Source organism: Shinella sumterensis, from assembly GCF_004514425.2.
GTDB lineage: Bacteria > Pseudomonadota > Alphaproteobacteria > Rhizobiales > Rhizobiaceae > Shinella > Shinella sumterensis.
This window is the reverse complement of sequence record NZ_MYFN02000033.1, coordinates 1-12,854: the sequence shown is the minus strand read 5'-3', so window position 1 is coordinate 12,854 and position 12,854 is coordinate 1. Positions and strand designations below refer to the sequence as shown.

Genomic DNA, 12,854 nt, shown 5'->3' with positions numbered 1-12,854 from the left:
CTGGTTGCGCCAGGAACTGGAAGCACGAGACATCGAGCCGTGCATCCCCTCGAGCCGAAGCCGCAAAGTCCCATACGCCTACGACACCGCCCTTTGCCGTCAGCGCCACAAGGTCGAGAACCTGTTCGCAAAACTCAAGGACTGGCGCCGCATCGCAACTCGCTACGACCGATGCGCCCACACCTTCTTCTCGGCCATCTGCATCGCTGCAGCCGTCATTTTCTGGCTCTAACGAGTCCTGAGACTAGGTGTTTGCTCCGCGTAGCTCGTTTCACAACGATCAAGCCAGGAATCTAACGGGTCGCAGGTTCGACCCCTTTCGAGGCGCGGGTTGCGGCAGCTTCGCGCCTGAAATTCGGTTTTGGCGGCTGACTGACAACCGGCGAAGTGAGGGAGGTCGGCGCTCCCGCCTGGCGGCCGAATGTCGAGGTCTCTGATCTGCAAGAGGCAGGAGGAGGGTTGCTGGAGGATCTGGATCCGTCTTTCACTGTCTTCAGGCACCGCGCCCAGTATGAGTTTCCGCCTGGGGGCGCGACGTTCGCGCGCTTTCATGGGATTGCCGTGTCAGTAGAGACCGGACTTCTCGTCATTCCCCGGCATCATGCTCCACCTGATTAGCGCAGTAGCCCATCGAGATTGAAATTCTCCCGGCCCCGGAGGCCGGGTCTTCGGTGCCCTCGTCCGCTTTTTTCGTCGGCTTCTTTTTCTTCGCCAGCCGCGTCACCTTGACTGATAGGCGGCCTTCGCTCTCTTTTCCGCCTTGGCCTCAGCATCCTCGACACGCCGCTCGTCAACCGCGCCCCGGTCAACTGATTGCACCTGCGACACGTTAACGTAATCGCGCTCGGCGGCTTCTGGGCGTACCATGTTCGTGTCGGCAGCACCGAAGGGCCAGAGTACTTACAAAAAGCGCCGATGTTTTTGCCGGGAAAACTCTGCGGACGCGGTATGTTACAGCGGCGGGTATGTTCGCAGCGCGATCTCATGCCAACTTGAGTAAACGCGATTAGCGCCGGCAGCAAGCAGTGCATCGCGATGGCCGGAGGTTGAATGGCCGCCGCCGGTAAAGCCAATGACCGCCATTCCAGCTGCGACGGCGCCCTGTACCCCAAATGGGGAATCTTCGATGACAATGCAGTGAGCGGGTGCAACGCCCATTTTATCGGCGGCGTAGAGAAAGAGGTCCGGAGCCGGCTTGCCTTTCTTCACCATAGAGGAGCTGAAAATATCATTGTTGAAGAAGTCGATGAGTCCCGTGGTCGTGAGACTGAACTCTATACGTTCGATGGACGACGAAGACGCGACGCAGCAGGGTACATCTAGGCGTTCCAGGAAGGTTTTTATCCCGGGGACGGGCGTGAGTGCTTCCTGAAATACCGATCTCGTTTCCAACCAAATGTCACCCTCATGCTCAAGGGGGAAAGCCTGACCCGTCAGGTCGTTTATACGCTTTAAGATGTCGGCCTGCTTCATCCCGACGCAATGAGCGATGACATCGGGGGTGATTGTCAAACCGTGCTTTGCATAGACGCGAACATAGGCCTGCGCGGCGAGCGGTTCGCTGTCCACGAGTACACCGTCGCAATCGAAAATGAAAAGGCGTTTGTCCAAAGTTCACCCCACATGCGGTTATGCCACATCATTCAGCCTCACTCACCGAATGCACCTGCAATATACATATTGACATTCAGAAAGACAAATGTTCATTTGAGGCCTACGCAAATGTTGGATCGGCTCTGGGAGGGTGACGGTGGCAATATGGCAATGGGGCCTTCTCGGGCTCGGCTTGGTCTGGGCACTTCAGGCAGTCGGCGTGTGGTTGCAGATGCAGCACTACTCCGACATTTTCAAAGGAATTACACGCCAGTTCGATGACGGCTTCGTTGGAGCGGGACATGCCCGTGGTCGTTTTCGCAAGGGCGCTATCGCGATGGTCGTGATCGGACCCGACCTTTCGGTCAAGCGCCTGCTGACCATGACGGGCCGGTCCGTCTTCGCCAAGTTTCAGCGTAATCACGAGGTCGAGGGCATGACGCTTGAGGCCCTCAAGCGCGCGCAGAATGTCGACAGCAAGGCCTGCGTTGACACTGCTGTTGCCATGGCGATCGCTCAGGTCGAGGCGGTGAGAGAGCGAAAGATCGACCGAGAGAGGCAGAGCGTCGCGGCTGCATAAGGTTTTTGGGAGAGGGCCGTTCTATACGGCGATTTGGGAGGAGAGAATGCTCGTTTCGATGTTGGCTGACTATGGCAGCCAAATGAACCCTCATGATGTCGGATCGGCGCTGACCGATGCGGCCATTCATGGAAAGCTTGCCCTCAAGGGTGCAAGCGACAAACTTGTGATCCTTGCTCAGGCGGGATCGGACATCTCCGTCGAGCAGTTCAAGCAGAAGCTCGACACGGTGGCCCAGGAAGAGCAGCTCGGCTGGCTGGCGAGCATCGGTAAATATTTCATCGGCATCTTCCAGAAGGGCGGCGAGGTTTTCGCCGGCTTCGTTACCGGTATCATTCCCACGCTCGTCGTGCTCATGACCGCGTTCTACGCGATCACCGAGCTGGTGGGCGAGGAACGTGTTCATGGCGTGGCACGCGGTGCGGGGCGAATTGCCCTGACGCGATACACCGTGCTTCCGCTGATCTCCGTCTTCTTCCTGACAAACCCGATGGCCTATACCTTCGGCTCGTTCCTGGAGGAGAAGCACAAGCCGGCCTTTTATGACGCGGCGGTTTCCTATGTGCATCCGCCGCTCGGTCTCTTCCCGCACATCAATCCCGGCGAGTACTTCGTCTGGGGCGGGGTGCTGGTCGCATTGCTCGAATTAGAAAAGAGCGGCGCGGTGCCGGCAGGGTACCACATCCAGATGGCGATCTGGTACGCGATCGTCGGCCTGGTGGTCATTCTGCTCAAGGGCATGCTGACCGAGCGCATCACGATGATCATGGCGCGACGCCAGGGCATCGAGCTCTAGGACGCGGGGGAGAGTTTCATCATGGCAAAAGAATACAAGGCGGTAAAAATCTCGCGCGGCAAGACAGGCTGGGGCGGACCGCTCGTCATCCAGCCGACGTCGCAAAAGAACAAGGTCGTTTCGGTGACGGGCGGCGGCATTCACCCGCTTGCCCAGCGCATCGCCGACATGACGGGGGCCGAAGCGGTCGACGGTTTCCGCGCGCCCCCCGTTGAAGGCGAAATGGCGGTTGTCGTCGTCGATTGCGGCGGCACGGCACGCTGCGGCGTTTATCCTCGCAAACGGATCCCGACCGTCAATGTCACTCCGGTTGGGCAGTCGGGTCCACTTGCGCAGTTCATCACGGAGGATATCTACGTCTCCGGCGTGAAGGAGCAGGATATCGTCATGGCCGATGGCTCTGAACCAGTGACAGGCAGTGCATCGGCGCCGATCGCATCCACCCAGACAGTCGCCAAGCCCCCGGTCGTCGATACCTCGGGAGGTGGGTTCATCAACCTCATCGCAGGCATCGGCCGCGTAATGGGTCGTATCGTCGGAATCTTCTTCAACTCGGGTCGTAGGACGATCGACCAGGTTGTGCGCAACGTACTGCCGTTCATGGCCTTCGTGACCATGCTGATCGGTCTCATCCTCTACACCGGCATCGGGGATGTTCTTGCGCAGCCCATGGGCCCGCTCGCGAACAATATCGTCGGCCTGCTGGTGATTTCCGCGATTTGCGGACTTCCATTCCTGTCACCCATCCTTGGGCCTGGCGCCGTCATCGCGCAGGTTGTCGGCGTGGCTATCATCGGACCGCAAATCGCCAACGGCACCATCTCGCCGGCGATGGCACTACCGGCGCTCTTTGCCTACAACACGCAAGTCGGCTGCGATTTCGTGCCTGTGGGACTGGCGCTTGGGGAGGCAAAGCCGAAAACGATCGAGATTGGCGTGCCAGCGGTGCTTATCAGCCGCCAGATCATGGGGCCGTTCTCCGTGTTGCTCGCCTGGGTCGTAAGTCTCGTTGTATTCTGATGTAAATCAGGCGGGCCGCCTTCGGCCGCCCGCCTGCGTCTGCCGCGGTTAAGCCGCCCAAATATCCGCTACAAGGAGGAGACTATGACCCTGCTCAAGACACAGATAACGTTTGTCGGGCCCGACGTGGCCGACCTCGCTGATGGCGGTGTCGTGATTCTCTTTGCGGACGGCGCACCGCCAGAGCTTTCGGAGGTCTCGGTCCTCCACAAGCCGGACGTCGGCCCTACCCCGGAAGCGCCTTCCGTCGGCTCATTGATCACGATTGGGCTTCTCGAAACGGCGGTCACTGCCGTCGGCGAATCCGCGTGGAAGAAGGTCATTGACCTTGGCCATGTGGTCATCAATTTCAACGATGCGAGGACCACAGAGCGGCCGGGAGAGATATGCGCAGCCGCTGTCGATATCGATAAACTGAAAGCCGCTCTGGCGGTGGGTCAAACGATCACGATCGGCGCATGACGCGACCGACATCCGAGTTTGCGAGACAAATCCATGGAACGCTCTACTATCGTGCGCGTGCACGAAGGCCTACACGCTCGTCCTGCCACACGCTTCGTAAAACTCGCCAAGAGTTTTGAAAGCGATGTCGAGATCGTAAAGAACAGCAAATCGGCAAGCGCAAAGAGCTCCGTCAAGCTGATGCTTCTGGCCGTCAAGGAGAACGATGCGGTTACCCTTCGAGCGGATGGCCCGGATGCGGAGGCTGCGCTGGATGCTTTGGTAGCGTTTCTCGAAGAGCCGCAATCGGGCCTCGCGGAGGAGGGCGGTGCTCAGCCCTCGGCGGTTGACGATGCAAGTCGTGTGCTGGCGGCAACCCCCGCGATGCATGGCAGCGTGCGTGGAATCGCGGCAAGTGAGGGCGTCGCCCTGGCGCCGGCCTTCCACTACTTTCCGAAGGCTTTCAGCCCGACCCATCGGCGCTTGCAGAATGACGAGATCCCGCAAGAGATCGAGGCCTTTCGTCAAGCCATTGCGACAGTCCAAACGTCGATGGAAGATGAGCTTCGCCGTGAAAGCCTCTCCGAAACCGATCGAAGCATCATCACCGCGCTTTGCGAGATCGCAGGCGACACTGCGATCACCAGCGAGATTGTCGATGCCATCGCCCAGGGATATACCGCACTCGACGCGGTCTTGAGCGTTACTGACGGAGCCGCTGCTGCCTTCGGTCGCGTTTCAGACGTGTACCTCAACGCTCGGGCGGACGATGTGAAGGCGATTGCGCGGCAGATCTGCCTCGCGCTGACCGGTGCTCGCGACATCGGACTGGATGAGATAGATCGACCCTCGATCGTACTGGCGGAGGACATCGGAGCCTGGGACCTGGCGCGGGCGCCGCTGAGACTTGTCAAGGGTGTGGTGTGTGCACATGGCGGCGCTACCTCGCATATCGCCATCATCGCCCGTGCCCATGGTATTCCGGCAGTTCTCGGACTCGGCAGCGCGATAGACGATCTCGCCGGCGCCGGAGAGATTGCCTTGGACGGTGGCCTGGGCCAGATCGTCGCTGACCCATCCGATGCGATACGCGAAGCCTTCGAAACCAAACTTGCCGCAGCGGCAGAAGAGGAAAAGCGCCTTCGGTTGTTCAAGGACCTCACCCCCATTCGTGGCGATGGAGTCAAGATCGAAGTGGCCGCAAATATCGGGTCCCTCGAGGAAATCGAGGCTGCCCGCGAGGCGGGCGCAATGGGAATCGGGCTATTCCGGACAGAACTCCTGTTCATGAAGCACGGTGGCTTGCCGACGGAGGACATGCAGTACGAGGTCTATGCGGAGGCGGCGCGCGCGTTCGCTCCTGATTCCGTCATTATCAGGACACTGGACATCGGCGGCGACAAGCCTGTCTCGGGTATTGCTTTCCCCGTCGAGCAAAATCCGTTTCTTGGTTGGCGCGGAGTTCGGATGTGCCTCGACCGTACCGATATCTTCAAGCCGCAGCTGAAGGCGCTCCTTCGTGCTGCCGTTCACGGAAACATGAAGGTGATGTTGCCGATGGTCTCCACACTCGATGAGGTGCGGCGCACACGGTTGCTGATTGACGAATGCGCGCAAGAGCTTTCCGATGCAGGTCTGCCGTTCAAGCGCTTTGGTCTCGGCGTGATGATTGAAACGCCGGCCGCGGTCATGATCGCTCCCGTCTTGGCGAAGGAAGTCGACTTCTTTTCAATCGGGACGAATGATCTTACGCAATACGTCATGGCGGCCGACCGCATGAACCCACAGGTTGCCGCGCTCAACAACGTCAATAATCCTGCTGTCCTTGCCGCGATAGAGATGACGGCAAAAGCGGGTAGAGAGGCTGGCATCATGGTTGGTATGTGCGGCGAAGCAGCAGCACGGCCCGACCTTATTCCGACGTTTCTCAAAATGGGTCTCACGGAGCTCAGCATGAGCGCCGTCTCCATTCCGCGCGCCAAGAGGTGCGTTGTGGATGCCTTGACGGTAGTCGGCGCCTAGCCATTTTGCACATTTCCAATGGTGTATAGTGTTGGTAGAGATAGCGTTAGCTCGAATGCAGGGATCGTTCATACAGCGTGGCTCGAAAAAAGAAAAACGTAGTTTCTTCAGCAGCGGCTAGCGATGACGCCGCCCATGGAGCGCACGTCCCGGGTAGCCGGAACGATAGATTGCGTTTGCGTGCCGCCTGGATGTATTTCGTCGAGCAGATGACGCAAAACGACATCGCGGATGTGCTCGGCGTCGGCCGCGTGACGGTCGTCCGAATGCTTGCGGAAGCGCGCAGCCGTAACGAGGTGAAGATTGCCATCGAAGGCGAGCTCTCTGAGGCCGTGGGACTCGAACGGCAACTGGAGGTGGCCTTTGGTGTTGTTGAGGCGATTGTTGCGCCGATTTCGGATCCTGCTGCGGATCCTATCCCCTCTATCAGTGCGGCGACGGGCGCCTTTCTCTCAGAGGCCATGAAGCCGGGTATGACCGTTGGCGTCGGCTGGGGTCGAACGCTGTTTGCTTCCCTTTCGGCAATCAACAGCCGGACGCTGAACGATTTCAGAGTCATTTCTCTCCTGGGCGGCGTCAGCCAGGTGCGGCGCTTCAACCCCGCTGAATTTGCATGGCGCTTTGCCCAGGCGTTTCAGGGCGAAGGCTATCTTATTCCAGCGCCCGCGGTGGTCGACAGCGCCGCAACACGGGATGCGCTCATCAAGCGTTGCGGCATTCAGGAAATCTTCGACATGGCTGACACTTTGGACGCCGTCGTTGTCAGCGTCGGCGGCATTGACTCGGCCACGACCTTCTATCGCGGTGGGTTTCTCAGCGAAGATGAGCGCCAAAACCTCGTCAGCCGTGGTGCCGTGGGCGATCTGCTCTTCCATTTTTTTGACCGGGATGGAGAACTGATCGAGCATTCTATCAACGACCGCGTCATGTCGGTGGATGTTGATCGTATTCGTCGCGCGCCTCTGCGGGTTCTCGCATCCGGCGGCGCCGATAAAGCGGAGGCGATGCTTGGCGCAATGCGGCTTGTGCAGCCCACCGTGCTGATCACCGACGAGGAGAGTGCGCGCGCTCTTCTCAAAGAAAATCCGGCGCGACTTTCCGCTTAGCCGTTCGGGTTCCGCTTTCGCACTTTTTTCATGCTCGCCTTTGGTCTTTCCGGACTGCGCATTCCGACGTCATGATCCTGGTTTTTTCCTTCCGTCGAGCTGCTTCTGCGTGCAGCGCCTCGCTTGTCTGAGTGCATTGCTCGATCAAAACAAGCGGGACGGGAACGATCCCGAAAGCGTGTTGGAAAACAAGAAATATGAACAATCGTGTTGACAAAAAGACAAATGTACCGCTATTTGGGGTCTACAGTCACCGACACCTTATGCCTTGGGAGGAGATTCTATGGCTATCAACGTCGCGCCAACCGGATTGGCGCGTGACCTTGTCGCGCGTGCAGAAACTGGTCGTCCAATTCGAATTGGCCTTATCGGCTCCGGTGAAATGGGCACGGATATCGTCACCCGCGTCGCGCACATGTCGGGTATCGAGATCGGGGCAATTTGCGATCTGAACCTGCCTGCCGCCCAGAAGGCAGTAGAAATTGCATTCCAGGAACCGGGCCACCACAAGGAAGTGAATTCCGTCGGTGATCTGAATACTGCAATGGAGGCGGGCAAGGTCGCCGTCACCAGCAGTGCGGAAACGATCCTCAACAGCGGCCTTATCGATGTGGTGATCGACGCGACCGGCGTTCCGAGCGTGGGGGCCGAAATCGGCCTTTCCGCGATGGAGCACGGCAAGCACCTTGTCATGATGAACGTCGAAGCCGACGTCACCATCGGTGCATATCTCAAGAGCGAAGCGGAGCGTCTCGGCGTCACCTATTCGCTCGGTGCAGGCGACGAGCCGTCGTCTTGCATGGAACTGATCGAGTTTGTCTCGGCGATGGGGCACCCTATCGTCGCCGCCGGCAAGGGCAAGAACAATCCGCTCAACATCGACGCCGTGCCGGACAAATATGCTGAAGAAGCCGCTCGTCGTCACATGAACGTCCGCATGCTCGTCGAGTTCGTCGACGGCTCCAAGACGATGGTCGAAATGGCGGCGATCGCCAATGCGACTGGCCTCGTGCCGGACAAGCCCGGGATGCACGGCCCTGCCGCGACCCTTGACCAGTTGTCTTCGACACTGGTGCCCGAAAAGGACGGCGGCGTGCTTTCGCGGGTCGGCGTCGTGGACTATTCCATCGGTAAGGGTGTCGCGCCGGGTGTCTTCGTCGTGGCGGACATGTCGCATCCTCGTATCAGCGAGCGCATGGAAGACTTGAAGATGGGTAAAGGCCCGTACTTCACCTTCCACCGCCCCTATCACCTCACATCGCTGGAAGTTCCGCTCACCTGCGCTCGTGTCGTCCTGTACGGGAAGGCGGACATGGTCCCGTTGTCGACGCCCGTAGCTGAAGTCTGCGCGGTCGCCAAAAAGGACCTGAAGCCCGGCGACACGCTCGATGCGATCGGCGAATACACCTATCGCGCCTGGATCATGACGGCCGGTGAGGCTCGTTCGAGCAAGGCAATTCCTTGCGGAATGCTCCAGCACGGTACGGTGACGGCGCCGATCAAGAAGGGCGAGCTGATCACCTACGCCAATGCCGCGGTCGTAGCCGGCTCGAAGATTGCCGCCCTGCGCGCACGCCAGGACGCTCTCGTCTACGGCAAGGGGAACTGACAATGGCAAAGAGTACCGCAACGAGGGCTGCACCCGTTTCTGAGGGTACAAACCTGCCGTTCATCTATCGCCAGTACCCGCGCGAGAAACTGCTGGATGCGGTCTACAAGATGCACCTCATCCGCAAGTTCGAGGAGGGCGCGGAAGAAAGCTATATGCGAGGGCTCATTCACGGGACCATGCATCTTTCCATCGGTCAAGAGGCGAGCGCCATGGGCATTTGCATGCCCCTCTCAACCGAGGACCAGATCACCTCGACCCACCGCGGCCACGGCCACTGTATCGCGAAGGGCGCAGACGTGAAGCGGATGTTTGCCGAGTTCTTCGGCAAGACGACCGGCTATTGCGCCGGTCGCGGCGGCTCCATGCATATCGCAGACGTGACGACTGGAAATCTCGGTGCGAACGGCATCGTGGGTGGCGGCCTGCCGATCGCGGTTGGCGCGGCGTTGACGGCAAAGCGGCTGAAGACCGGCAAGGTCGCGGTCTGCTTCTTTGGCGACGGCGCCAACAATGAAGGCGCTTTCCACGAGGCCCTGAACATGGCGTCCGTCTGGAAGCTGCCGGTGGTGTTCGTGTGCGAAAACAACAAGTACGGCATGTCGACCTCGACAGAACGTTCGACTGCGGTTGCCAACATCGCTGATCGTGCGGTGGCCTATTCGATGCCGGGTGTCATCGTCGATGGCAATGTGCTCTCCGATGTGGCGGAAGCGTCGCACAATGCGATCGAACGCGCCCGCCGCGGCGACGGCCCCAGCCTCATCGAATGCAAGACGTACCGGTATCGCGGGCACTCCAAGAGCGACCGCAATCGTTACCGCACGAAAGACGAGATCGACGACTGGATGAACAATCGCGATCCCATCGCGCGTTATGAAGCGCAGCTCGTCGAATTCGGAATCGCAACGGCGGAAGAACTGGCTGCGATACGCACGTCGGTCGATGAGGAGATCGCTGCCGGCATCGAATTTGCCAAGGCAAGCCCTGCGCCCGATGTCGCCGATCTTGCGGACTATGTTTATACGGAGCAGGCGTGATGGATACCGCAGTCAGGGAATTGAGCTATTCGCAGGCGATCCAGGAAGCCATGGCGATTGCCATGGAGGCCGATGAGCGCGTGATCCTCATGGGCGAAGATATCGGCGTCTATGGCGGTGCCTTTCAGGTTACTGGCGACCTCATTGACCGGTTCGGGCCGGATCGGGTCATGGACACGCCGATCTCGGAACTGGGTGGCGCCGGCGTCGCCGTCGGCGCTGCCGTAACGGGTCTGCGGCCGGTTTTTGAGTTCCAGTTCTCGGATTTCGCAGCGCTGGCGATGGAGCAGATAGTCAACCAGGCGGCCAAGATGCGCTATATGTTGGGCGGCGCGGTCTCCGTGCCCGTCGTCATGCGTTTTCCCGCCGGCTCGGGCACGGGTGCCGCCGCCCAACACAGCCAGAGCATCGAGGCGTGGCTAGGGCATGTTCCGGGGCTGAAAGTCATTCAGCCGGCGACGCCGCATGACGTCAAGGGAATGCTCCTTGCTGCCGTTGCCGATCCGGATCCGGTCATGATCTTCGAGCACAAACTGCTGTACAAGATGAAGGGGCCGGTACCCGAAGGTTACTATACCGTACCGATCGGCAAGGCCGACGTGCGCCGGACAGGACGGGACCTGACGATCGTCGCCACGTCCATCATGGTTCACAAGGCGCTCGAAGCGGCCGAAACGCTCGCTGCCGAGGGGCTGGATATCGAGGTCGTCGACCTTCGCACCGTCCGTCCGATGGACCGTGAAACGATCATCGCAAGCGTCAAGAAGACCTCGAAGCTGATGTGCGTTTACGAAGGCGTGAAAACGCTCGGCGTCGGTGCGGAACTCAGCGCGATGATTGCAGAAAGCGAAGCCTTTGACTATCTCGATGCGCCGATCATACGCCTCGGCGGATCGGAGACGCCGATCCCGTATAACCCTGAACTTGAAAAAGCGGCCGTCCCGCAGGTTCCCGGCATCATCTCGGCCGCGCGCGACCTCATCAATGGAGTGCGCTGATCATGCCGGTCGAGGTCATCCTTCCCAAGGTCGACATGGACATGGCGACCGGCCGAATTTCCAAATGGTTCTTCGGCAACGAAACCGCGGTCAAAAAAGGCGACGTGCTTTTCGAGATCGAGACCGACAAGGCGGCGATGGAAATCGATGCGCCGGCAAGCGGTATCCTGCGGGATATCACGGGTGGTGAAGGTGTCGATATTCCCGTCGGCTCTGCCGTTGCCTGGATATATGAAGAGGGCGAGGCTTATGCGGGTGCGCCGGCCGCTCAAACTGCCGTTGTTGCTGCCATTCCAGATACTGCCACTGGCGCAGTTACTATAGTTTCGCAACCGTCGCAGGTCGCTGCAGGCGCCGCTGAGGTGGGAAAGGTGCGTGCGACACCGCTCGCAAGGCGACTTGCAAGTGATGGCGGAATTGACCTGTCGGCTGTTATCGGCTCCGGCCCCCACGGGCGTGTTACCCGCGCTGATGTGGCGGGCCATCGTCCAGCTGAGAACAGGTCCTCTACTGCTGGCAGCGCGATCTGCGCATCGGCTAAGCCGGGATCAAGCGCACCCTCCGATGAGCAGGTTCGCAAGCTCTTCGCCGAGGGCAGCTATGAGTTGGTCGCTCATAGCAACATGCGGCGCACCATTGCGCGCCGACTGGTCGAGGCAAAGTCGACGGTTCCACACTTCTATGTAACGCTTGACTGCAACATAGACGCGCTTCTGAAACTGCGCGCGGAGTTGAACGCCTCGGCGCCCATTGTGGATGGAAAGGCTGATTTCAAGCTCTCCGTCAATGATATGGTGATCAGAGCCTATGCGCTGGCCTTACGTGCCGTTCCGGACGCCAATGTCTCCTGGACGGACGAAGGCCTGCTCAAGCATCGCAATGCTGATATCGGCGTTGCCGTGTCCGTGCCGGGGGGGCTTATCACCCCGATCGTGCGCAATGCGCAAATCAAGAGCGAGATGAAGGACCTTGGCGCGCGTGCGAGGGACGGCAAGCTGAAGACGGACGAATATCAGGGCGGGACCGCGGCCATCTCCAATCTGGGAATGTTCGGGGTTCGGGAATTCGCGGCGATCGTCAATCCGCCCCACGCGACGATTCTCGCGGTAGGTGCGGGCGAACGACGTCCGGTCGTCTCCGGCGACAACGTGACTGTGTCAACGGTCATGACCGTGACGCTTTCGACGGACCATCGTGCCGTCGACGGCGCGCTCGCGGCCGAGCTCCTGGGTACTTTCCGCTCCTACATCGAGCGACCGATGTTGATGCTGGTCTGAGACTTTCCGGATCGGCCTTGCTCCCGTCATCTCCCAAGCGGCGGGAGCAGCTATTAGTGGCGCGCGCGTTGCGGGCGAGCGCGCTCATTTCAATTGCTTCGAGGAAACGACATGGCTCAATCCTACGACGTCATCGTTATCGGTTCGGGCCCGGGCGGCTATATTGCCGCGATCCGCGCCGCCCAGCTCGGCCTGAAGACGGCCATCGTGGAGCGCGAGCATCTCGCCGGCATCTGCTCCAACTGGGGCTGCATTCCGACCAAGGCGCTGCTGCGCTCGGCCGAGATCTTCCACTATGCCCAGCATCCGGGCGACTATGGCGTGAAGATCGAAGGCAAGGTGACGCCGGACCTTCCGGCCATTGTCGCGCGC

13 protein-coding genes are annotated in these 12,854 nt (G+C 59.8%); 12 read left to right on the top strand and 1 reads right to left on the bottom strand.

Translation table 11 applies throughout. The features are described from left to right. Positions 1–232 (top strand): transposase (locus B5M41_RS26395; protein ID WP_230640368.1); only part of this gene is annotated, 232 nt, incomplete at its 5' end. A gap of 719 nt (positions 233–951) precedes the next feature. On the opposite strand, the gene B5M41_RS26390 is transcribed toward B5M41_RS26395, so the two are convergent. Next, entirely contained in the window at positions 952–1,611 is a 660-nt protein-coding gene (locus B5M41_RS26390) for an HAD family hydrolase (RefSeq protein WP_134652830.1), read from the bottom strand. A 139-nt stretch (positions 1,612–1,750) separates the two neighbouring features. Here B5M41_RS26390 and B5M41_RS26385 point away from each other — a divergent pair, with 139 nt between their 5' ends. The 11 genes from B5M41_RS26385 to B5M41_RS26335 all read left to right on the top strand — a co-directional run. Continuing rightward, a complete protein-coding gene (locus B5M41_RS26385) occupies positions 1,751–2,173 on the top strand; it encodes a transcriptional regulator GutM (protein ID WP_134652832.1) in 423 nt (140 codons plus the stop codon). A 58-nt stretch (positions 2,174–2,231) separates the two neighbouring features. After that, positions 2,232–2,969 (top strand): PTS glucitol/sorbitol transporter subunit IIC, encoded by a 738-nt coding sequence (gene srlA / locus B5M41_RS26380; RefSeq protein ID WP_134652850.1) that lies wholly within the window; start codon positions 2,232–2,234, stop codon positions 2,967–2,969. A gap of 21 nt (positions 2,970–2,990) precedes the next feature. Continuing rightward, positions 2,991–3,989: a PTS glucitol/sorbitol transporter subunit IIB gene (gene srlE / locus B5M41_RS26375; RefSeq protein WP_134652834.1), complete on the top strand. Its 999-nt coding sequence runs from the start codon at positions 2,991–2,993 to the stop codon at positions 3,987–3,989. Between the two features lie 84 nt (positions 3,990–4,073). After that, the gene (locus B5M41_RS26370; protein ID WP_134652836.1) at positions 4,074–4,451 is read left to right on the top strand and encodes a PTS glucitol/sorbitol transporter subunit IIA; all 378 of its coding nucleotides are present in this window, start codon (positions 4,074–4,076) and stop codon (positions 4,449–4,451) included. A gap of 33 nt (positions 4,452–4,484) precedes the next feature. Then, positions 4,485–6,452, top strand: a complete 1,968-nt coding sequence (gene ptsP, locus B5M41_RS26365; protein WP_134652838.1) for a phosphoenolpyruvate--protein phosphotransferase — start codon at positions 4,485–4,487, stop codon at positions 6,450–6,452. Between the two features lie 77 nt (positions 6,453–6,529). After that, a complete protein-coding gene (locus B5M41_RS26360; protein ID WP_371731791.1) occupies positions 6,530–7,558 on the top strand; it encodes a sugar-binding transcriptional regulator in 1,029 nt (342 codons plus the stop codon). Positions 7,559–7,841: 283 nt separating this feature from the next. Then, positions 7,842–9,167, top strand: coding sequence for an NAD(P)H-dependent oxidoreductase (locus tag B5M41_RS26355; RefSeq protein WP_134652840.1), 1,326 nt, complete (start codon positions 7,842–7,844; stop codon positions 9,165–9,167). Positions 9,168–9,169: 2 nt separating this feature from the next. After that, positions 9,170–10,207 (top strand): thiamine pyrophosphate-dependent dehydrogenase E1 component subunit alpha, encoded by a 1,038-nt coding sequence (locus tag B5M41_RS26350; protein ID WP_134652842.1) that lies wholly within the window; start codon positions 9,170–9,172, stop codon positions 10,205–10,207. Continuing rightward, positions 10,207–11,205 (top strand): alpha-ketoacid dehydrogenase subunit beta, encoded by a 999-nt coding sequence (locus tag B5M41_RS26345; RefSeq protein ID WP_134652844.1) that lies wholly within the window; start codon positions 10,207–10,209, stop codon positions 11,203–11,205. The genes B5M41_RS26350 and B5M41_RS26345 overlap by 1 nt, the downstream gene beginning before the upstream one ends. A 2-nt stretch (positions 11,206–11,207) precedes the next feature. Further along, on the top strand, positions 11,208–12,482 hold the full coding sequence (locus B5M41_RS26340; RefSeq protein ID WP_230640377.1) for a 2-oxo acid dehydrogenase subunit E2: 1,275 nt from the start codon (positions 11,208–11,210) through the stop codon (positions 12,480–12,482). Between the two features lie 111 nt (positions 12,483–12,593). Continuing rightward, positions 12,594–12,854: FAD-dependent oxidoreductase (locus B5M41_RS26335; protein WP_230640376.1), on the top strand; the 261-nt coding region annotated here is incomplete at its 3' end.

Bases quoted from the DNA above. Each gene is read 5' to 3' on its own strand.
- B5M41_RS26350 (WP_134652842.1), top strand. From the start codon at position 9,170: ATGGCAAAGAGTACCGCAACGAGGGCTGCACCCGTTTCTGAGGGTACA.
- B5M41_RS26340 (WP_230640377.1), top strand. From the start codon at position 11,208: ATGCCGGTCGAGGTCATCCTTCCCAAGGTCGACATGGACATGGCGACC.
- B5M41_RS26345 (WP_134652844.1), top strand. From the start codon at position 10,207: ATGGATACCGCAGTCAGGGAATTGAGCTATTCGCAGGCGATCCAGGAA.
- B5M41_RS26370 (WP_134652836.1), top strand. From the start codon at position 4,074: ATGACCCTGCTCAAGACACAGATAACGTTTGTCGGGCCCGACGTGGCC.
- srlE (WP_134652834.1), top strand. From the start codon at position 2,991: ATGGCAAAAGAATACAAGGCGGTAAAAATCTCGCGCGGCAAGACAGGC.
- B5M41_RS26355 (WP_134652840.1), top strand. From the start codon at position 7,842: ATGGCTATCAACGTCGCGCCAACCGGATTGGCGCGTGACCTTGTCGCG.
- ptsP (WP_134652838.1), top strand. From the start codon at position 4,485: ATGGAACGCTCTACTATCGTGCGCGTGCACGAAGGCCTACACGCTCGT.
- srlA (WP_134652850.1), top strand. From the start codon at position 2,232: ATGTTGGCTGACTATGGCAGCCAAATGAACCCTCATGATGTCGGATCG.